The following is a 20,749-nucleotide window of genomic DNA, read 5'->3' as shown; positions in this document are numbered from 1 at the left end:
GGATTCACCACCTGAGCGTGACCGCGTTCGGCCCCTTCGCGGACACCGTCGAGATCGACGTCGACGCGCTCAGCGCGCCGGGTCTCTTCCTCATCCAGGGCGCGACCGGGGCAGGCAAGACGAGCCTTCTCGACGCCGTCTGCTTCGCCCTCTACGGCAGCGTCCCGGGTGCGCGCCCCGACAAGTCGTTGCGCAGTGACCACGCGGGTCCGCGTGCCGTGCCCGAGGTGACCCTGGACTTCACCGCATGCGGACGCCGTTTCCGGGTCGTGCGCAACCCCGCCTTCGTCCGTCCGCCCAAGCGCTCGGGCGCGAAGATGCAGGATGTCCCCACCAAGGTCACGCTCGACGAGTTCGTCGCCGGCGCCTGGGTGCCGCGCAGCCACCGCGCCGCCGAGGTCGGGGAGACCATCCAGTCCGTCCTCGGCGGCATGGGAGTGGAGCAGTTCAACCGGGTCGTCATGCTCCCCCAGGGCGACTTCGTCGCCTTCCTGCGAGCCAAGCCGGAGGAGCGCCGACGGTTGCTGGCGAAGCTCTTCGACGTCAGCCGGTTCACGGACATCGAGGGCTGGTTCGACGATCGACGCCGCGCGGCCGAGGCCGAGGTCGGCACGCTGCGTGAGGACCTGGGCCGCAGTGTGGCCGCGCTGAGCGAGGCCCTGGCGGACGAGGGCGACACGCTCGACACGACGACGAACCTCTCGGAGCTCGACCCCCACGACCTCCCCGCGGCACTCGACGCCGCCGTGGCCCGCCTCGAGGAGCGTGCCTCGCGCATGCTCGCGGGCCGGGACACCGCGGAGGGAGAGCGAGACCTCGCCGACAGCGCTCACGCCACCGGCGTCGCGCTCAAGGAACGCCAGACGAAGGGGCTGCAGGCCCGCGCCACATTGGCGCGCCTCGACGCGGACGCCGACCACGTGGCCACGCAGGAGCGCGCCGTCGACGCAGGCACCCGCGCCGCGGCCGTGCTCCCGCAGCTCGCGGACCTCGCCCGTCACGCCAGGTCCGTCGCCGCCGCCGAGGACGCGCTGGCTGTCGCCGTCACTCGCCTCGGGGACCTCGGGGTCAGCGATGCATCACCCGAGGCACTGACGCTGGCCCGAGAGCACCGGGCCATCTGGGACGAGCCGCTGGCGAAGGCCCAGCGACTCGAGGAGTCCCTCAGCACCGACGCGGACGCCGCCGCGACGCTGCGCACCCGGCTCGAGGCGTCGCTGGCCGAGGACGAGGCCCACGCGCAGCACGTGGCCGATCTCGGCGTCGCCATCGCCGCCGCGGACGAGCAGGTGTCGACCGCCCGTGAGGCGGCGATGCGCGTGGCGGACCTCCGCGCGCATCACGAGCAGGCGAACGCACGGCACGCGGCAGCGCGCACCCTCGCGGAGCTGCGCCGCGAGCAGGGCGACCTCGACGAGAGGATTGCCGCGGCGAGGGAGCGCGCGGCCGCGGCGAAGGAGCGCGCGCTGGACCTGCGCGAACGTCGACTCGACGGCATGGCCGCGGAACTCGCCGCCGCCCTGCAGGATGGCGACCCCTGCGCGGTGTGCGGTGCCACGGAGCACCCGGCTCCGGCCGTCCGCGCGGACGTCGTCTCCGCCGACGACGTCGCGGCCGCCGAGAAGGTCCACCAGGCGCGTGAGCGCGAGCACCAGGACCTGCGGGAGCGCCGTCGCGACGTCGTGGTGCGGATCGAGCAACTCGTGGGAACACTCGACGGACACGGCGAGGACGTGGCCGATCTCGCTGCCGCGCGCGAGCTGGCCGCGCGCGAACTGGCCGACGTTCGTGCCCTCGCGAAGGGACTCGACACGGCCGTCGCCCGGCACAGCGGCCGACTCGAGGAGCGCGAACGGCTCGAGGAACGCCAGCAGGCCAGGGCCCAGCGCCGAGCCGTCGACGAAGCCGAACTGTCCCGTCTGAGCGCGGCGGTCGAGGCGGCGACGGATGCCGTGTCGTCAATGCGGCGGGAGCACGCTGCGCAGTGCCCGTGGGGGGTGACCTCGGTCGTCGAAGCGCTCATCCGCCACCGGGCGTTGGCCGAGGCCGAGACCGCCCACGCCGGCGTCCTCGAGCGGCTGTCCGAGGCACAGGACCTGCGTGCGAGCGCGCGGATACGGGTCGACGAGGCCATCGCCGAGGCCGGCTTCCCCGACGACGACTCGGTGCGCGCCGCAACCCTGAGCCGAGATGACCTGGCCGCGCTGGCGGCAGAGGTCCGACGCCACCACGACGAGCGGCTCGTGGCGAGCGCCGTGCTCGAGGAGCCAGACACCGCCGACGCGCTGGCCGCTGCCGAGCCCGACCTTCCAGCGCTCGCGGCCCGCCGGGAGGAGGCCCGCGCGACAGCGCGTGCCGCCGCCGACGCCGACGGACGCGCTCGCCACACGCTCGAGGCCGTGACCCGACTTCGCCCGACCGTGGTGGCCACCGTGGACGCGCTCGGCCCGGCAGCGGAGCAATCCGCACTGGTTCAACGCCTCGCGGACGCGGTCAAGGGCAAGGGCGGGGACAACACGCTGCGCATGCAGCTGTCCTCCTTCGTCCTCGCGGCACGCCTCGAGCGGGTCGCGGAACTCGCCAACGAGCGACTCGCCGTCATGGGCGACGGCCGCTACCGGCTCGAGCACTCCGACGCCCTCGCCAAGAACGGCGCACGCAGCGGGCTCGGGCTGCAGGTGCAGGACCTGTGGACGGGCGCCGTGCGCGACACGACGACGCTGTCCGGGGGCGAGTCGTTCATGGCCTCACTCGCCCTCGCGCTCGGCCTCGCGGAGGCGGTCCGTGAGGAGGCGGGAGGCTTCGACCTCCAGACCCTCTTCATCGACGAGGGCTTCGGCACCCTGGACGACGAGAGCCTCGAGCAGGTCATGGGCGTGCTCGACAGCCTCCGCGAGGGCGGACGCGCCGTCGGCGTCGTGAGTCACGTCGCCGAACTGCGCACCCGCATCCCGGCACAGGTCATCGTCCGCAAGAGCGAGTCCGGCTCGAGCGTGGAGGTGACGGGCCCGGCGAACGCGCACGTCGCCTGACCCGCCCCCCTGATCACTCCTCGAAGGCCTCCGGCGGCGGGCACGAGCACACGAGGTTGCGGTCGCCGAAGGCGCCGTCGATGCGGCCCACGGGAGCCCAGTACTTGTCGGCGGCCTCGACACCCACGGGGAAGGCGGCGGTCGCCCGGTCGTACGGGTGCTCCCACGACGAGGCGAGCGACGCCGATGTGTGCGGCGCGTGCCGCAGGACGCTCTCGTTGACGTCGACGGTCCCGTCGGCCACGGCCTGGATCTCGCCGCGGATGGCGATCATCGCGTCGCAGAACCGGTCGATCTCGCCCTTGTCCTCGCTCTCGGTCGGCTCGACCATGAGCGTGCCCGACACCGGGAACGACATCGTCGGCGAGTGGAAGCCGTAGTCGATGAGGCGCTTGGCCACGTCATCGACGGTCACGCCCGTCTCCTTCGTCAGCCCACGCAGGTCGAGGATGCACTCGTGCGCCACGATCCCGTCGGCGCCGGCGTACAGGACGGGGTAGCTGTCCCGCAGCCGGGCCGCGACATAGTTGGCGTTGAGCACGGCGACCTGCGTCGCCTTCGTCAGACCGGCGCCGCCCATCAGACGCACGTAGGCCCAGGAGATCGGCAGAATGCTCGCCGAGCCGAAGGGTGCCGCCGACACCGGGCCGACGCCCGTGGCCGGGCCGGCCTCCGGCGAGAGCGGGTGGTTCGGCAGGTGCGGCGCGAGGTGCGCGCGCACGGCCACCGGACCCACGCCGGGGCCACCGCCACCGTGCGGGATGCAGAAGGTCTTGTGCAGATTGAGGTGCGAGACGTCCGCCCCGAACTTGCCGGGCTGGGCCAGCCCCACGAGTGCGTTGAGGTTGGCGCCGTCGACGTAGACCTGACCGCCGGCGTCGTGCACGAGGGCACACAGCTCGCTGATCGTGTCCTCGAAGACACCGTGCGTCGACGGGTAGGTCACCATGATCGCGGCGAGGTCATCGCGGTGCTGCTCGACCTTCGCACGCAGGTCGTCCATGTCGATGTCGCCACCGGGGGCGGTCTTGACGACGACGACCTTCATCCCGGCCATGACGGCGCTGGCCGCGTTCGTGCCGTGCGCGCTCGCGGGGATCAGGCACACCGTGCGCTGCGACTCCCCGCGCGCGGCGTGGTACGCGCTGATGGCCAGCAGTCCCGCGAACTCACCCTGCGAACCGGCGTTGGGCTGAAGCGAAACCGAGTCATACCCCGTGACGTCACACAGCCACTGGGACAGCTCGGAGATGAGCGCCCGAAGGCCCTCGGTCTGGTCGGCCGGGGCGAAGGGGTGCAGGTTGGCGAACTCGGGCCAGGTGATCGAGACCATCTCGGTCGTGGCGTTGAGCTTCATCGTGCACGAGCCGAGGGGGATCATGCCGCGGTCGAGCGCGAAGTCGCGGTCGGCGAGCCGGCGCAGGTAGCGCAGCATCGCCGTCTCGCTGCGGTGGGTCTGTGGAAGGTCGGGTGCATCAGGAACTCGCTCGTCCGCTGAAGCGCCTCGTCCCAGTCCGGCTCGACGTCGGGCGCGTCCAGCGGCGTGAGGCCGTCACGACCGAAAGCGGTGGCCACCGAGGCCAGAGCAGCCGCGTCCGTCGTCTCGTCGACACTGACCGACACGGTGTCAGCGTCGACCCGGCGGATGTTGATGCCGTGCTCGAGCGCCGCGCGCACGACCTCGTCAGCCCGGCCCGGGGCGCTGACGGTGAGGGTGTCGAAGTAGGCCGTGGTGGTGACCTCGACCCCGGCAGCCGCGAGGGCGCCCTGGAGCGCACGGGCACGGGAGTGGATGCGACCGGCGATGCGGCGCAGACCGTCGGGACCGTGGTAGACGGCGTACATCGAGGCCATGACGGCCAACAGCACCTGCGCGGTGCAGATGTTGCTCGTCGCCTTCTCACGACGGATGTGCTGCTCGCGCGTCTGGAGCGCGAGTCGGTAGGCGGGAGCGCCCACCGAGTCGACCGACACTCCGACGAGGCGGCCCGGGAGCGACCGCTCGAGGCCGGCACGGACGCTCATGTAGCCGGCGTGCGGCCCACCGAACCCCATCGGGACACCGAAGCGCTGCGTCGTCCCGACGGCCACGTCGGCGCCCCACTCCCCCGGCGGGGTGAGCAGGGTCAGCGCGAGCAGGTCCGCCGAGGCCGTCACGAGGGCCCCGGCGTCGTGCGCGGCGGAGGCGAGGGCGCGCCAGTCGACGATCTGACCATCGGCACCCGGGTACTGCACGAGGACACCGAAGACGTCCGCACCGCCCGCGGCCTCGCGCAGGGCATCTGCCGAGTCGACGGCGCTCAGGTCGCCGACCGTGACGTCGATGCCGAGCGGCACGGCGCGGGTCCGGATGACCGCCTCGGTCTGCGGGAAGACGTTCGCGTCGACGAGCAGGACGGCCCCGGCCGGCGCCTTGCTGCTGCGCCGCATGAGCGTCATCGCCTCGGCGGCAGCGGTGGCCTCGTCGAGGAGCGACGCGCCCGCGGTGGGCAGGGCGGTCAGGTCCGCGACGGTCGTCTGGAAGTTGAGCAGGGCCTCGAGCCGACCCTGGGAGATCTCGGGCTGGTAGGGCGTGTACGCCGTGTACCACGCGGGGTTCTCGAGGACGTTGCGCTGAATGACCGCCGGCGTGATCGTGCCGTAGTACCCGAGCCCGATCATCGAGGTCATCACCGTGTTGCGGGCGGCGTAGGCGCGCAGCTCCGCGACGACCGCGTGCTCCGACTCCGACGGCACGATGCCGAGCGCGCTCGTGGCGCGGATGGCCGCCGGGATGGCGGCGTCGGTGAGGGCGTCGAGGCTGGAGACGCCGACGACCTCCACCATCGCGTCGAGGTCGGCGTCGCGCGGGCCGATGTGGCGACCGACGAACTCGGGAAGGACGGACTGCTGGCTCATGAGGCTCCCTGGACAGCGTGGACGGGCCTCCCCCTCTGTCGTCGCGAGAGACTCCAGAGGTGCCTGGTCCGTGAGGTCCTTGTGCCTGAGAGGTTCCGGGGAGTTTGCCCCTTCGGCGTCCCCGTCACGTCACGTGCGGGAACTCTCCCCCACGGGGTGAGCAGCGGCTTGAGAATAGCAGTCGCGGGCGCGACTCAGGCGAGGCGGGCCTGCCGGCGCGCGCCGAGCTCGTCGCCCGGGTGGGCCACGGGGACCTCGTCGTCAAGACGCTCGCTCGGCAGGGCCGCGAGCGTGCCCTCGACCTCGCGCCAGACGCGCCCGACGGCGATGCCGAAGACGCCCTGACCGCCCTGGACGAGGTCGATGACCTCGTCCGCGGACGTGCACTCGTAGACGGACGCACCGTCGCTCATGAGCGTGATCTGGGCGAGGTCGTCCACGCCGCGCTCACGCAGGTGCTGGATGGCGACACGGATCTGTTGGAGCGAGACGCCGGTGTCGAGGAGTCGCTTGACGACCTTGAGCACGAGGATGTCGCGGAAGCCGTAGAGACGCTGGCTGCCGGAACCCGCCGCGCCACGCACGGACGGCTCCACGAGCCCGGTCCGCGCCCAGTAGTCGAGCTGGCGGTAGGTGATGCCGGCGGCCTTGCAGGCGGCGGGGCCGCGGTAGCCCTGCTCCTCGGTCAACTGCGGTCGGTCGTCGTCGAAGAGGACACCCTGCTTCATGACGGGCGTGGACGTGTGCCGTCCTGCGTCGTCGTGAGCATCCACGGTCTTCTCCTGACTGTCCGCGTCGTCCCCGGGAGCCCGGCGCGACGTCATCACACCGCTGTCATTCGGTGTGTCTCGACGGTACGTCCGCCGGGGCGAGGCGTCAACGACCGCGCCGTCGGGCGCCGGCGTGTCGCGACGTCACCCACGCGACTCCGGCTCCTCCGGGGCGTCGAAGTCGTCGGGCGTGACCTGGTCGAGGAACTCCTTGAACTTCTCGACCTCGTCGTCCTCGTCGGGCGTGATCTCCACGCCCGCCTCGTCGAGGAGTTCCTCGCTCGTGACGACCTCGACCCCGAGCCGCAGCGCCAGGGCGATGGCGTCCGACGACCGTGCGGAGATCTCCTTCCCGCCCTCGAACACCAAGGTGGCGTGGAAGACGCCCTGAGTGAGCGCGTCGATCCTGACCTGCACGAGGGTGTGGCCGAGCTCGGTGATGACGGTGGCGAAGAGGTCGTGGGTCAGCGGCCGAGGCGGCGTGACGCCCTGCTGGACGTAGGCGATCGCCGTGGCCTCGGCAGCACCGATCCAGATCGGGAGGTAGCGCTCACCGTCCTGTTCCCTCAGGAGCACGACGGGCGACGAGTTCGGCATCTCGACGCGGACGCCGAGGACTTCGAGGACCTTCACCACACCACCGTAACCCGCGCGGCCCCCTCGCGGACATCCGACTCCGGACCTCAGTCGGCGTCGCGCAGTTCCTCGCGGACGAGCGCCACGTGCAGCGCCAGGCATTGCCGGAGGACCTCCTCCAGCACGTCCGCGTCGGACACCGCCGGCGTGGCATTGGCGGCCAGCCGAGACCGCGGGCCGAACTGTCGCTGCGCCAGGACGTGTCCGGCGAGCGACACCTCGCGGTCGGCGGCCGTGCGGAAGGGGCGCAGGTGCCGGGCCTCGAGACCGGAGGCCATCAGCGCCGCCGCCGCGGAGGCCGCGGCGAGCGCGTTGGCGCCGTAGTAGCCCTCGGCGTCGGGGCGGACGAGGCCGTAGGTGATCAGGTGCTGGAAGTCCTCCGGGGCGAGCCCGGCCCGCTGCCGCAGCTCGCGCTGCGTCAGCCGCAGACCGTCGGCGGCCACCGGGGGCAGGAGGTCGCCGGACGCCGCACTCCCGCGACCCGACCCGGTCGCGGGGCCCCCTTCATCGGGTGACATGTCATCCGGGACCGTGGCTGGTGCGGAGGACTCCCCCACACCCACGGGGTCGGCGAGATCCAGGGGTGCCACCCCGCGGTCGGCCTCGTCGAGGCGGGCCCGGATGACCTTCAGCGGCAGGAAGTGGTCGCGCTGGGCGCGCAGCACGTAGCCCAGACGGGCGACATCAGCGGCCGAGAAACGGCGATACCCCTTCGGGGAGCGCTCCGGGGTCACGAGCCCTTCGGACTCCAGATAGCGCAACTTCGAGATCGTGACCTCGGGGAAATCCTCGCGCAGGAGTTCCAGCACGGCCCCGATGGTCAGCGTCGAGCCGCGGCTCTCGGCGGGCACCTCGACGGGTCAGTCGCGGCCGGCGTAGAACACCAGACGGAACTTGCCGATCTGGACCTCATCACCGGTCCGCAAGTCCGCGGAGTCGATCCGCTCACGGTTGACGTAGGTGCCGTTGAGGGAGCCGACGTCACGCACGGAGAAGGCCTGGTCACCGCGGCTGAACACGGCGTGCTTGCGCGAGACGGTCACGTCGTCGAGGAAGATGTCGCTGTCCGGCCCGCGACCCGTGGTCACCTCGGCGTCGTCGAGGAGGAAACGGGCGCCCGTGTTGGGGCCGCGCAGAACGATCAGGAGAGCGGTGCCGGGACGCAGCGCGTCGACGGTGGCCTGCTCGTCGCGGGTGAGGAAGGCGTCGGTGTCACGCGGAGCCTCGAAGGTGGACGGGTCCGTGCCCGGGATGCGCTGCGTCGCGGGGTCCTGCCGCGCAGGTCCCTGGTTCTCGTTGCCGCTGTCCGACATGATCGTCCCTCCTCTGGTCCGGTCTGTACTCCACCCTAGATCACCAACCTGACAGCCCGACCCGGCGCTGGCCGGGTCGGGCTGACACAGGTGGTGATCAGCCGAGCTGACCCTGGTAGCTGTTCGAGTCCAGCAGCCCGTCGAGGACCGCCATGTCACTGATCCGGACCTCGTACATCCAGCCCTCGCCGTACGGGTCGGAGTTGATGAGTTCCGGCGTCGCGTCGAGCGCGCCGTTGACGGCGACGACCTCACCCGCGATGGGGGCGTAGATGTCGGAGACCGACTTGGTCGACTCGACCTCGCCGACGGCGTTGCCCGGCTCGATCGACTCACCGACCTCGGGGAGGCTCACGTAGACGACGTCGCCGAGCGCGTCCTGCGCGAAGGCGGTGATGCCGATCCGGACGACGCCCTCACCGTCGCTCTCGCGGACCCACTCGTGGTCCGTGGTGTAGCGCAGGTCGTCAGGGTAATCGAGGTCGCTCATGACATTCCTTCGTCTCACGGTCCGCTGGGTTCGCGGGTGGGTTGGGTCCTGCTGCCCCTGGCGGGGTCGGTCACGGGCTGAGCGTACTGAGGCTCGCGAATCGAGTGCAACGCCGTGATGGTGACGTTCTCCTTGGGGGTGACGGTGAGGTTACCGCCCTTGCCTCGGACGGTCTCGGCGACCCCACCCGGGATCTCGAGAGCCGACGCCATGGTGTCCGGGTCACCGATGACGGTGAAGGTGAAGGGGCGCGTCAGCGCCTCGCCGGAGACGCGCACGGTGCCGCCGTCGTCCGAGAACCACGTGCTCGTCACGACGCGGACCGTCCCGATCTGGATGACCTCCGCACCGGCGTCGCGCAACTCCTGCACGGTGTCGAGCAGGTTGGCCGCGCTGATCTCGCCGTCCGGGTCCGTGATGGTCATGGTGATGCCGGGACCGGTCGCCGGGCGGGTGCCGCCGAGGACACCGAGGGTGTCGAGGCGCTCGCGTGCAGCCTCCTCGGCGGCGGCTCCCTCACCGTCGGCGGAGCGCAGGGCATCGCGGGTCTGCCGGAGCTCGGCGATCTCGTCATCGAGGCGGTTGGCGTCCTGGCTGACGTCGTCGAGGATGCGGACGAGTTCGTCCTCGCGCAGATCCTCCAGCCCCTGCTGCTGGGTCGCCCGCACCTGGGTGGCGATGGCGAAGCCGAGGAGCAGGGCCAGGCACAGGGCCAGGAAGTTCGCCCGCGTCGCGCGCGGCCGACCCATGCGCGCGAGCCGGCGCCAGGCCTGCCTGGACGACGTGGCCGCCGGCGACCGCGACGCCGTGGGCTTCTGCTCGGCGGGGGCCTCCTCGGCGGGAGCCTCAGCGACAGGCACTGCTTCGGCGGGAGCCTCAGCGACAGTCGCTGCTTCGGCCGTCGCCGCACCGACGGGCGCCGCCTCGGGCACAGCCGGTTGGCCTGGCGCGCTCACACCACGCGTCGCGCGACGGGGACGACGGGGCGAGGTGCCCCCTTCGGGCTGGACCGAGGCCATCAGGCGCTGAACAGGTGACGACGGATGGACGCCACGTTGGAGAAGATCCGGACACCGAGCACGACGACGACGCCCGTGGACAGCTGCGATCCGACGCCCAGCTGGTCACCGAGGAAGACGATGAAGGCGGCGACCACGACGTTGGACAGGAACGAGACGACGAAGACCTTGTCGTTGAAGATGCCGTCGAGCGTGGCACGCACGGCACCGAAGACCGCGTCGAGGGCCGCGACGACGGCGATCGGGAGATAGGGCTGGAGCCACAGCGGCACCTCGGGATTGAGGAAGAGCCCGACGAGCAGGCCACCGAGCAGTCCGAGAGCGGGGATCACGAGGTCTTCTCCTTGTCAGCCGGCGAGGCCAGCCGGGTCGTGCCGGACACCGAGCTGGGGAGCGTGAGCTCCTTCTCGGTGGTCGTCTTCGTCTGGACACCGTAGTTCGAGCTGAGAGACGTCAGGTAGGACCCGCCGGCGCCCGCCGCGAAGGCCACGGGCATCTCCTTCGGGTCGCCGATCGCGGACACGACGTAGGGCCGCGTCAACGGTCGGAAGTTCACGAGGATCGCGTCACCGGCAAAGCGGATGGCGCTGCGGCTCGAGAGGCGCTGCCCGTTGATGGCGATCGCCTCGGCCCCGGCCTCCCACAGACCGTTGGTGATGATCTGGAGGTCCTTCGACAGCACGGTGCCACCGGAGTCCTGCCCGGTGCGCGGGTCCCCGTCAGCGTCGGCGCCGCTGCCGTCGGCGTTGTCGAGGGTGATGGTCATCCCCGGGCCCACCACCCCGGTCTGGCTCGTGACGGCCCGCAGCCGCGCGAGCTCCGCGGCGTCCGCCGCGGACACGCCGCCACCAACCTTGGCCTCGGCCTCGGCGATCTCGTCCTGCATCGCGCGAGCCGCCGCCGCCTGCTCGTCGGCCGCCTTGTGCCGCGCCTCGACCTGGGCGATGAGGTCCGCGCGCGCACCCTGCCCCAGCGCCTGACTCGCCCGCAGTGACGCGGAACTGATGCCCATGAGGAGACCCACGACGAGCGCCGTCACCACGAGGGTCGGGCTGCGCCACGACGTTGCCGCGGGTAGCCCGTTCGCGACGCGCTGGTCCGCCGCGGCCTGGTAGCCGGGGTCCAGCGGACGCTCGAGCATGGAGGTCAGCAGCGTCATCGACTCGTCGACGCGTCGGGCGGGCCTGGTCGGCTCAGTCACCGTCGGCACCCCGCACCCGGGCGATGACGCGCTCGGACTCGATCAGATAGAGCGCGAGTCCGAGGAAGTAGAGGGCTGCACCCCACCAGGCGAAGGCCCAGCCGATCGGACGAGCCCACTCCCCCACGACGCCCTCCCAGGTGCCCATGAGGAGCAGTGGGAAGGCGTAGAGCAGGTTGAAGGTCGCGGCCTTGCCGATGAAGTGCACCTTCAGGGGGATGGTCGTGTGGCGACGCACTCGGGCGACGACGAGCGTGAGGATGGCGTCGCGACCGATGAGGAGGGCCACGAGCCACCACGGGATGACGTCGCGATAGGCCAGGCCCAGGAGTGAGGTCAGGATGTAGAGACGGTCCGCCACCGGGTCGAGGAAGGCGCCGAAGCGCGACTCGAGCCCGAACGTCCGGGCGATCTTGCCGTCGAGGTAGTCCGTGATGCCCGACAGCATGAGGGTCGCCAGGGCGACGCCGTCGTGCTTCCCGACGATCGCCCAGATGAAGACGGGCAGGAGCAGCAGACGCAGCATCGACAGCACGTTGGGCAGGGTCCAGACACGGGCTCCCGAGCCGTCCCCGTGGTCGGTGGCGGAGCGCCGGTCTTCTGTCTGCACAAACTGCAGCCTAGGCGAGGCGTCGCTCACGCGAGACCACGGCTCTATCGTCGACGCGTGACCCGACGCATCCTGAACCAGCCTCTCGAGACCCTCCGCCGACGCACGAGCGTGAAGTGGATGGCCCATCCGGCCGATGTCCTGCCGCTCTGGGTGGCGGAGATGGACGTCGCCACGGTGCCCGCCGTCGCCGACGCCATGACGACGGCGATGGAGCTCGGGGACACCGGATACTCGTGGCCGGCCGATTACCTCCGGGCCGTGTCCGCCTTCGCGGCGGACCGGTGGGGCTGGCAGGCGGACCCCGCCCGGGCCCGACTCGTGCCCGACGTCATGATCGGGATCACCGAGACACTGCGCGCGATCGGCGAGCCCGGTGACGCGGTCGTCATCAACCCCCCGGTCTACGAGCCCTTCTGGACCGTCATCGACGCGACCGGGCGCACCCTGGTCGAGGCCCCCCTGGGCGCCGACGACCGCCTCGACCTCGCGGTGCTCGAGCGCGCCTACGAGACCGCCGCCGGGCTGGGCGCCCATCCGACGCACCTCCTCTGCAGCCCGCACAACCCCACCGGCACCGTCCACACCGCCGCCGAACTGGTGGCCGTCATGGAGCTGGCGCGGGCGTATGGCGTCCAGGTCGTCGTCGACGAGATCCACGCGCCCGTCGTGCGTCCGGGTGTCACCCACACGCCGCTGCTGTCCCTGCCCGAGGGCGCCGCCGCCGTGAGCCTGCTGTCCGCCTCGAAGGGGTGGAACCTCGCGGGGTTCAAGGCCGCGGCCCTCGTCGCGGGGCCGGATGCGCACGAACTCCTGGCCAGCATCCCCGCAGACGTCAGCTACGGCGCCAGTCACCTGGCAACACAGGCCCAGGCGGCCGCCTTCGATCGCGGGCGGGAGTGGCTGGACGTCCTCCTGCTGGATCTCGAGGACAACCGACGCCTGCTCGGGGAGCTCCTCCCCGAGCACCTTCCGGCCGTCCGATGGTCCGTCGGCGACGGCACCTACTTCGCGTGGCTGGACTGCCGCGACCTCGGCCTCGGTGACGACCCGGCGCGCACCTTCCTCGATCGCGGCCGGGTCGCCCTCTCGTCCGGGACGAGCTTCGGCACCGGAGGCGCAGGGTTCGCACGGCTCAACCTCGCGACCTCGCCGGAGATCCTCACCGAGGCCGTGCGACGGATGGCGGCCGCGGCACGCTGAGCGCACCCGGCCACACCCGCCCTCGGACCATCTCAGCCGGCGGCAACCAGCGCTTCGGTCAGCAGCGTCACGAGGCTCTCGACCTGGACGTCCGCGGTCTCCCCGAGCTCCTCATCGGAACCGTCGAGCGCCCGCGCGGCCAGCCCCGCCTTGGAGTCGATCAGCTCGGCCACCTTCGTGTCGAGCGTCTGGGCCGCGATGATCCGCCATGCCGTGACCGGCTCGGTCTGCCCGATCCGGTGCACGCGGTCGATCGCCTGGGTCTGCTCGGCGTCCGTCCAGGACAACTCGGCCAGGACGACATTGGACGCCACCTGGAGGTTGAGGCCGACGCCCGCCGCGGTGAGCGAGCAGACGACGATCTCGACCTCGGGGTCGTTGGTGAAGGCGTCGATGTTGCGCTGACGCACGGACGGCGTCTGATCGCCACGGATCGAGGCGTAGCGGATGCCGCGCGCGGCAAACGTCTCCTCGGCGGTGTCCATGACGTCGATGTGCTTGGCGAAGAAGACGACCTTCCCGACGTTGCGCGCGAGTTGCGCGGCGTAGTCGGCCGCGAGGCCCGCCTTCGCCTGACCGATGCGACGCATGAGCGTGAAGACGTTGTCCTCGGTCCCGGTCCCGGTGTCCTCGCGCATGCCAATGGCGACCCGGCGGACGAGATCGTGGTCGATCCCCTCGGCGCCCGGCACGACGTCATCGCCGCCGCGGGCCTCCATGGCCGACGCGTAGCGGGCCAGCAGGCGACGCACGATGGCCCGCTCCGCTTCCCGGATGGACCGCTCGCTCTCCGCTCCGAGCTCGACGGGCAGGTCCGCCACCCGACGGGCCGGGATGTCGGCCGCAACGTCGATCTTGCGCCGCCGGACGATGCCGAGCTCGATGACGGCGGTGCGAGCTGCCTGATAGAAGGCGGGGTCGGCCGGGGTCCACCCGGTCTCCTCGAGCGCTTCCATGAGGGAGGCGCGCGGCCCCTTGTCGTCGATCCAGCCGAGGAACTGCCAGATCGTCCGGAAGTCCTCGATGTCGTTGATCAGCGGGGTACCCGTGAGGGCCAGCAGCAGCGGGCGCACGACGCGGGAGCGGATCCGGTCGGCGAGCCGCAGGACGTGCTGGGACCGCTTGGACGTCTTGTTCTTGATGAAGTGGGCCTCGTCGACGACCATGCAGCGGAAGCCGAACTCTCCGAGCCAGCCCGAGTGCCGATCGAGCACCTCGTAGTTGACGATGACGATGTCGGCGAACCCGTCGACGTTGTCGCCGTTGCCGTGGATGACGGTGGCGGGGTGCGACGGCGTCCAGATCTCCGCCTCGCGGGCCCAGTTCATCTTCACGACGTTGGGTGCCACGACGAGCATCGGATAGGCGTCGGCCGCCTGCGCCGCGAGCAAGGCCTGGGCCGTCTTGCCCAGGCCGGGCTCGTCGGCGAGCAGGAAGGTGCGGTGCCCGGCCGCGGCGGCCTCGATGACCTGCGCCTGGTGGTGCATGAGCTGATGCCCGCCCGGCGCGCGCAGGCTGCCGGCCTCGGGCAGGGTCATGCACGAGGAGGCGCCGCCCTTCTCGAAGGCGCGGAAGAGCGGCTCGAGAAGTTCCCAGTTGGCGAGGCGACGGGGGCGCGCCTCACGGTGGACGGCAGGAGCAAAGTCCGGGGCGAGGAAGGGGTTCGCGAGCTGGCGCGAGATGACCGAGCGCGCCGGGGCGACCTGACGGTCGGCGTCGACGTCGACCGCCTCGGAGGCGGGCTTCGGACGGGGCAGGTCGTCGGCCTCCAGGCCGGCGTCGAGCAACATCTCGCGGCGCATCTCCCGCGCCAGGTCCGAGACGTTGGCATCGTCTGCGAGCAGCGCGATGAGCGAGGTGTCCCGGGCAGCGACCTTCGCGAGGATGGTGGCGACGCCGTCGAGGCGCTTGAGCCGCTCGGACCGCTCCCCCGACGAGATCTCCGTGTCGGTGTTGATCCGGGCGCGCTCCTCGCGCACGAGCAGCGCGATGACCTGGAACTTCGCCCGACCCGCGGGGCGGACGGGGCCACGCATGGCGCGCGACTCGACCTCTCGCACGGCGCGGGCGAGCACGGGGATGAGGCCGTCGTCGCGGCCTTCCCCCTGGTGTGCGGGCTGTGCGGTCCTGGTCGTGCCGGACCGCCCCTGGCCTCGTCGAGCCAAGAACTCCTCCTCGGGCGCGGCTGTCACCGCAGACGGCTGCCGCCCGGGGAGCGGGCGACAGGATGTGACCGCGTGGCGGCAGGCGTCCTCATGCCGAGCGAGCCCGGTGAGGCGTCTTCGAGCGCGCCGATCCGGCGCGGTCACGGACTCCGGTCGATCAGGCCGGAAGTCGGATTCCCAGTGCGATCGACGCACACCGTGCAGCCGACCGCGGACACTGCAGTCCTGTGATCTCCCCGAACTCTACCGCGCCGGAGGCCCAATCCCGACGTGCCCGCGGCGTCAGTGCCAGACGTAGTGCCGATCAGCGACGGTCAGCGCCTCGTCGAGGATCTCGAGTCCCTCGGCGATCTCCTCGGCCGAGGTGGTGCACGGCGGCACGACGTGGGTGCGGTTGAAGTGGATGAACGGCCAGAGCCCGCGCTCCTTGCACGCGGCGGCGAACTCGTTCATCGGCGCGGCGGCCGCACCACCGGCGTTGAAGGGCACCAGCGGTTCGCGCGTCTCCCGATCGCGCACCAGCTCAAGGGCCCAGAAGACGCCCAGCCCGCGCACCTCCCCCACGCTCGGGTGCTTCTCGGCGAGTCGGGCCAGCCCCGGGGCGATCACCTCGGTGCCCAGGCTGCGGGCGTGCTCGATGATCCCCTCCTCGCGCATGATGGTGATCGAGGCGACCGCGGAGGCGCACGCCAGCGGGTGGCCGGAGTAGGTGAGGCCGCCAGGGTAGGGACGGTCGTCGAAGGTCGCGGCGACCCGGTCGGAGATGAGCACACCACCGAGCGGGATGTAGCCGGAGTTGACCCCCTTCGCGAAGGTGATCAGGTCCGGGACGACTCCCCAGTGGTTGATCGCGAACCACTCGCCGCAGCGACCGAAGCCCGCCATCACCTCGTCCGCGATGAGCAGGACCCCGTGCTCGTCGCACAGTTCCCGGACCCCGGCGAGGTAGCCGGCCGGCGGGACCAGGATGCCGTTCGTCCCGACGACGGTCTCGAGCACGATCGCCGCCACCGTCTCGGGCCCCTCGACCATGAGCGTGTCGCGCAGGTGCTGCAGCGCGCGGGCGCACTCCTCCTCCTCGGTCTGCGCGTGGAAGGCGGACCGGTACAGGTACGGACCCCAGAAGTGCACGACGCCGGCGGTGCCCGTCTCCGACGCCCAGCGCCGCGGGTCACCGGTGAGGGTGATCGCCCCGGAGGTGGCGCCGTGGTAGCTGCGGTAGGCGGCCAGCACCTTGTGGCGGCCGGTGTGCAGGCGGGCCAGACGGACCGCGTGCTCGTTGGCGTCGGCACCGCCGTTGGTGAAGAACACCTTGTTCAGGTCCCCCGGCGCCAGCTCCGCGAGCAACCGTGCGGCCTCGGAGCGCATGTCGTTGGCGAAGGAGGGCGCGATGGTGCACTGCCGCCCGGCGTACTCCTGGATCGCCGCCACCAGCCGCGGGTGCTGGTAGCCGATGTTGACGTTCACCAACTGCGACGAGAAGTCGAGATAGCGCTTGCCCTCGTAGTCCCAGAAATGGGAGCCACGGGCATCGGCGATCGGCAGCGGGTCGATCTGCGCCTGCGCGGACCACGAGTGGAAGACGTGTGCGCGGTCGTCGCGGCGGACCTGCTCCCCGGTCGACGCGGCGGCGAGGACGCTCTCGGTGGTCATGGCCATCTACTCCTGTCGGTGGTGCCGGGTCAGCTGGTGCGGGGTCGACGCGTGTTTGTCAGCGGGTGCGCGGGAAGCCGAGGTCGACCTCGGAGGTGGCCGGGTCGGGCCAGCGGGAGGTCACGACCTTGCCCCGGGTGTAGAAGTTGACGCCCTCCGGCCCGTACATGTGCGTGTCGCCGAAGAGGGAGTTCTTCCACCCACCGAACGAGTAGTGGGCGACGGGGACCGGGATCGGCACGTTGATGCCGACCATGCCCACCTCGACGTCGAACTGGAACTGCCGCGCGGCGCCGCCGTCGCGGGTGAAGATCGCCGTTCCGTTGGCGAACTCGTTCGCGTTGATCAGCGCCACGGCCTCGTCGTAGGTGTCGACCCGGACGACCGAGAGGACGGGCCCGAAGATCTCATCGGTGTAGACGGTCATCTCGGGCGTCACGGCGTCGAGGAGGGTCGTGCCGAGGAAGAAGCCCTCGGCCGGGACGTCGGCCTGCCGGCCGTCGACCACGACGGTCGCGCCGCTGCTGGCCCCGGCCGCGATGTACCCGGCCACCTTGTCCCGGTGCTCGGCGGTGATGAGGGGACCCATGTCCGTGCCCGGCGCGCTGCCGTCGCCGATCGTGAGCTTCGGCAGGCGGGCGGCGATGGCCTGCACGAGGTCGTCGCCGATGCCCCCGACCGCCACGACGACCGAGATCGCCATGCAGCGCTCGCCGGCGGCGCCGTAGGCCGCGGAGACGGCCGAGTCGGCCGCGAGGTCGAGGTCCGCGTCCGGCAGCACCACCATGTGGTTCTTGGCTCCGCCGAGCGCCTGGACGCGCTTGCCGTTGGCCGTGCCCGTCTCGTAGATGTGGCGCGCGATCGGGGTCGAGCCGACGAAACTGATGGCCGCAATGTCCGGGTGCGCGAGCAGGCCGTCGACGGCCTCCCGGTCGCCCTGGAGCACGGTGAAGACGCCGTCGGGCAGACCCGCTTCCTTCCACAGCTCGGCCAGGAGCAGCGAGGTCGACGGGTCCTTCTCGCTCGGCTTGAGGATGAAGGCGTTGCCCGTCGCGATCGCGTTGGCGCACATCCAGAGCGGCACCATCGCCGGGAAGTTGAACGGCGTGATCCCGGCGACGACACCGAGTGGCTGGCGGATGGAGTAGACGTCGACGCCGGTCGAGACCTGCTCGGAGAAGCCGCCCTTCATCAGGCTGGGGACGCCCGTGGCGAACTCGACGTTCTCGAGCCCTCGGGCCACCTCGCCGGCCGCGTCGGAGAGCACCTTGCCGTGCTCGGCGGTGATGATCGCGGCGAGGTCGGCGGACCGCTGGTGCACGAGCTCGCGGAAGGCGAAGAGGACCGCCGAGCGGGTCGACAGCGAGGCGCGTCGCCACTCCGTCGCCGCGGCCTTCGCGCTCTCGACGGCCTTGGTCAGGTCGTCGGCGCCGGCCAACTCCACCTCGGCGCTCTGGACCCCGGTTGCGGGGTTGAACACGGGTGAGGTCCGGCCGGAGGTCCCCGACGTGAGCTGCCCATCGATCCAGTGCGAGATGCGGTTCGTCATGGGACTCACCTTAGGTCGAAAGGAGGGCGACACAAAGGGCCGACTGTTATGTTACAAACATGCGCCAGCTGCTCTCGATGCTCGAGGAACGACTCGAGGAACCCACGTCCCGTGCGTTGGCCACGGCGGTGAGTCGGGCCGTCGCCGAGGGTGCGTTGGCCCCCGGGACGAAGCTCCCGCCGATCCGGACCGTCGCGACGGAACTCGCGCTCTCCCCCACGACGGTGTCCGCGGCATGGGGTCTGCTCGCCCGCTCCGGCATCGTCGCGACCGACGGGCGCCGCGGCACCACCGTCCTGGACAGTCGCTCGCCGGACGGGCGGCGCTACCGCCAGGCGCTGGAGAAGCCTGCTGCACTCGCTCGTGACCTCTCGACCGGGGTGCCCGACGAGTCGCTCCTGCCGACGCTGACCGGCGTGATCTCCTCACTCGATCGCGCTGGCTCGCCCAGCAGCTATCTCGAGGACCCGGTCCTCCCGGAGCTCGCGGCACTGCTGCGGGCCGACTGGCCCTACGCGCCCGAGCGACACTCCGTCGTCGACGGCGCCATGGACGCCCTCGACCTCGTCACCCGCGCCCTGCTCCGGTTCGGCGACCGGGTCGTCGTCGAGCACCCGTGCTTCCCACCGCTGCTGGACCTACTCGAGGCATTGTCCGTCGAGGTCGTCGGCGTGCCCGTCGACGAGGAGGGCCTCGATCCCGAGGGGCTCGCGGACGCCCTCCGAGCCCCCGTGGTGGCCGTCTTCCTCCAGCCCCGCGCGCAGAATCCCACCGGGGTGACGATGTCCCCCGAGCGCGCCCGCGCCCTGGCCGATCTGCTCGCGGACACCCGAACCCTCGTGATCGAGGACGACTCCGTGCACGGCCTCTCCCCCAGCCCTGCCCTCAGCCTGGGCACGTGGTTGCCCGACCGGACCATCCACATCCGCAGCTACTCCAAGTCGCACGGGCCCGACCTTCGCCTCGCCGCCCTCAGCGGCCCCGACGACCTGCTCCGGGCCGTCGACGCCCGTCGCCACCTCGGCCAGGGCTGGAGCAGCCGGCTGCTCCAACGAATCCTCGTCGCACTGCTCACCGACGAGCGCGCCGTGGCCCAGGTGACGGACGCCCGCACCGAGTACCTGCGCCGTCGGCAGGCCGTCGTGGACGAACTCGCCGCACGGGAGGTCGTCGTCGGCGGCGCCGAGGGGATGAACATCTGGGTCCCCGTGCTGGACGAGGCAGCGGCCATCGTGCGGCTGGCGAGTCAGGGCATCGGGGTCAGCGCGGGGGCGCCCTACGCCGTGCTGCCGACGACGGGGGACCACATCCGTGTCACCGTCGGCCTCGTCGCGGAGGGCCACGCCGAGCTCGCCGACGAGATCGCGCGAGCGGCTCACACCACCGCGTGGGGCGCGCGCGCCCGCTGATCAGGTGGGCGGGGTGTATCGCCCGTCGATCGCGGTCCAGCCGCCGTCGACGAAGAGTTGACTGCCGGTCACGAACGACGAGGCGTCCGAGGCGAGGTAGACGACCGCGCCCACGAGTTCGTCCGGGCGAGACCACCGACCGAGCGCACTCTTGTCCGAGTAGGCGGCCGACCACTCCGGCACGGCACGGATCTGTGCAGTGAGCGGGGTGTCGACGATGCCGGGGGCGATGGCGTTGAGTCGCACACCGGACGGGCCGAGCTCGGCCGCGGCCGTCCGGAGCAGCTGGACCATGCCCGCCTTCGTCGCGGCGTACACGCCCTGGCCCGGCTCGACGGCCACGGCGCGGATCGAGCTGAAGCCGATGATGCTCCCGCGGCCGCGCGCGGCCATCCCCGGCCCGAAGGCCCGGATCAGGTCGAAGGAGGCTCGCAGGTTGAGCGAGACGACCCGGTCGAACTCCTCGCCCGAATAGTCGAGGAGCCGCTTGCGCACGTTCGTGGCCGCCGTGAAGACGAGGACGTCGACGGGATCGAGGTCGCGGGCTGCCTCGAGCACGGCATCGCTGTCGAGGACGTCGAGCTGACGCGCGCTGAGGGCGTCTCCGGCGGAGGCGGTCTCCTGTGCGGCCGCGAGGTCGCGGTCCACGCACACCACCTGCGCGCCGTGTGCGGCCAGCGCGAGCGCGCTCTCCCTGCCGATGCCGCTGCCAGCACCCACGACGACGGCTCGCTTGCCGTCGAGTCGGAAGAGGTCGGCGTAGGCGTCGAGACGCTGGGTCCCGGTGCTCGAGGTCATGGC

The 20,749-nt window shown here is 71.5% G+C and carries 16 protein-coding genes, 1 pseudogene and 1 riboswitch; of the genes and pseudogenes, 3 read left to right on the top strand and 14 right to left on the bottom strand.

What is annotated here, in order from left to right:
- The first annotated feature begins 17 nt into the window (after nt 1-17).
- A complete protein-coding gene (locus tag ACQBAS_RS06015) occupies nt 18-3,032 on the top strand; it encodes an AAA family ATPase (RefSeq protein ID WP_427385443.1) in 3,015 nt (1,004 codons plus the stop codon).
- A gap of 13 nt (nt 3,033-3,045) precedes the next feature.
- Here ACQBAS_RS06015 and gcvP read toward each other — a convergent pair.
- The 10 genes and pseudogenes from gcvP to ACQBAS_RS05965 form a co-directional block, all read right to left on the bottom strand.
- Nucleotides 3,046-5,930 (bottom strand): annotated as a pseudogene (gene gcvP / locus ACQBAS_RS06010) (aminomethyl-transferring glycine dehydrogenase).
- Nucleotides 5,931-5,993: 63 nt separating this feature from the next.
- Nucleotides 5,994-6,090, bottom strand: a riboswitch (glycine riboswitch).
- Between the two features lie 34 nt (nt 6,091-6,124).
- Complete coding sequence (locus ACQBAS_RS06005; protein ID WP_427385587.1) at nt 6,125-6,658, bottom strand: MerR family transcriptional regulator; 534 nt, start codon at nt 6,656-6,658, stop codon at nt 6,125-6,127.
- Nucleotides 6,659-6,844: 186 nt separating this feature from the next.
- Nucleotides 6,845-7,333, bottom strand: coding sequence for a bifunctional nuclease family protein (locus tag ACQBAS_RS06000; protein WP_427385442.1), 489 nt, complete (start codon nt 7,331-7,333; stop codon nt 6,845-6,847).
- Between the two features lie 50 nt (nt 7,334-7,383).
- Nucleotides 7,384-8,187, bottom strand: a complete 804-nt coding sequence (locus ACQBAS_RS05995; RefSeq protein ID WP_427385441.1) for a MerR family transcriptional regulator — start codon at nt 8,185-8,187, stop codon at nt 7,384-7,386.
- 9 nt (nt 8,188-8,196) lie between these two features.
- Entirely contained in the window at nt 8,197-8,649 is a 453-nt protein-coding gene (locus tag ACQBAS_RS05990; RefSeq protein WP_427385440.1) for an FHA domain-containing protein, read from the bottom strand.
- 97 nt (nt 8,650-8,746) lie between these two features.
- On the bottom strand, nt 8,747-9,139 hold the full coding sequence (gene gcvH / locus ACQBAS_RS05985; protein WP_427385439.1) for a glycine cleavage system protein GcvH: 393 nt from the start codon (nt 9,137-9,139) through the stop codon (nt 8,747-8,749).
- A gap of 14 nt (nt 9,140-9,153) precedes the next feature.
- The gene (locus ACQBAS_RS05980) at nt 9,154-9,999 is read right to left on the bottom strand and encodes a DUF881 domain-containing protein (protein ID WP_427385438.1); all 846 of its coding nucleotides are present in this window, start codon (nt 9,997-9,999) and stop codon (nt 9,154-9,156) included.
- Nucleotides 10,000-10,157: 158 nt separating this feature from the next.
- Entirely contained in the window at nt 10,158-10,490 is a 333-nt protein-coding gene (locus ACQBAS_RS05975) for a small basic family protein (RefSeq protein ID WP_427385437.1), read from the bottom strand.
- The gene (locus tag ACQBAS_RS05970; protein WP_427385436.1) at nt 10,487-11,359 is read right to left on the bottom strand and encodes a DUF881 domain-containing protein; all 873 of its coding nucleotides are present in this window, start codon (nt 11,357-11,359) and stop codon (nt 10,487-10,489) included. Before ACQBAS_RS05970 ends, ACQBAS_RS05975 begins: the two co-directional genes overlap by 4 nt.
- The gene (locus tag ACQBAS_RS05965) at nt 11,352-11,969 is read right to left on the bottom strand and encodes a CDP-alcohol phosphatidyltransferase family protein (RefSeq protein WP_427385435.1); all 618 of its coding nucleotides are present in this window, start codon (nt 11,967-11,969) and stop codon (nt 11,352-11,354) included. The genes ACQBAS_RS05970 and ACQBAS_RS05965 overlap by 8 nt, the downstream gene beginning before the upstream one ends.
- 57 nt (nt 11,970-12,026) lie before the next feature.
- Between ACQBAS_RS05965 and ACQBAS_RS05960 the strand changes: the two genes are divergently transcribed.
- On the top strand, nt 12,027-13,172 hold the full coding sequence (locus ACQBAS_RS05960) for a MalY/PatB family protein (protein WP_427385434.1): 1,146 nt from the start codon (nt 12,027-12,029) through the stop codon (nt 13,170-13,172).
- Between the two features lie 32 nt (nt 13,173-13,204).
- Here ACQBAS_RS05960 and ACQBAS_RS05955 read toward each other — a convergent pair whose 3' ends face one another.
- From ACQBAS_RS05955 to ACQBAS_RS05945, 3 genes are all read right to left on the bottom strand, one after another.
- Complete coding sequence (locus ACQBAS_RS05955) at nt 13,205-15,337, bottom strand: DEAD/DEAH box helicase (RefSeq protein WP_427385433.1); 2,133 nt, start codon at nt 15,335-15,337, stop codon at nt 13,205-13,207.
- Nucleotides 15,338-15,619: 282 nt separating this feature from the next.
- Nucleotides 15,620-16,990 carry an aspartate aminotransferase family protein gene (locus ACQBAS_RS05950; protein ID WP_427385432.1) on the bottom strand — a complete coding sequence of 457 codons (1,371 nt, stop codon included), beginning with the start codon at nt 16,988-16,990 and terminating at the stop codon, nt 15,620-15,622.
- A 58-nt stretch (nt 16,991-17,048) separates the two neighbouring features.
- Nucleotides 17,049-18,539, bottom strand: a complete 1,491-nt coding sequence (locus ACQBAS_RS05945) for a CoA-acylating methylmalonate-semialdehyde dehydrogenase (protein WP_427385431.1) — start codon at nt 18,537-18,539, stop codon at nt 17,049-17,051.
- Between the two features lie 59 nt (nt 18,540-18,598).
- On the opposite strand from ACQBAS_RS05945, the gene ACQBAS_RS05940 reads away from it, so the two are divergent.
- Nucleotides 18,599-19,948, top strand: a complete 1,350-nt coding sequence (locus ACQBAS_RS05940) for a PLP-dependent aminotransferase family protein (protein WP_427385430.1) — start codon at nt 18,599-18,601, stop codon at nt 19,946-19,948.
- Here ACQBAS_RS05940 and ACQBAS_RS05935 read toward each other — a convergent pair whose 3' ends face one another.
- Nucleotides 19,949-20,746: an SDR family NAD(P)-dependent oxidoreductase gene (locus tag ACQBAS_RS05935; RefSeq protein WP_427385429.1), complete on the bottom strand. Its 798-nt coding sequence runs from the start codon at nt 20,744-20,746 to the stop codon at nt 19,949-19,951. It abuts the gene before it with no gap.
- Nucleotides 20,747-20,749: the final 3 nt, after the last annotated feature.

This window comes from Janibacter zhaoxuefangae (assembly GCF_050271985.1).
Classification (GTDB): domain Bacteria; phylum Actinomycetota; class Actinomycetes; order Actinomycetales; family Dermatophilaceae.
The sequence above is the reverse complement of the archived record's forward strand: the minus strand, read 5'-3'. Positions and strand labels throughout refer to the sequence as shown.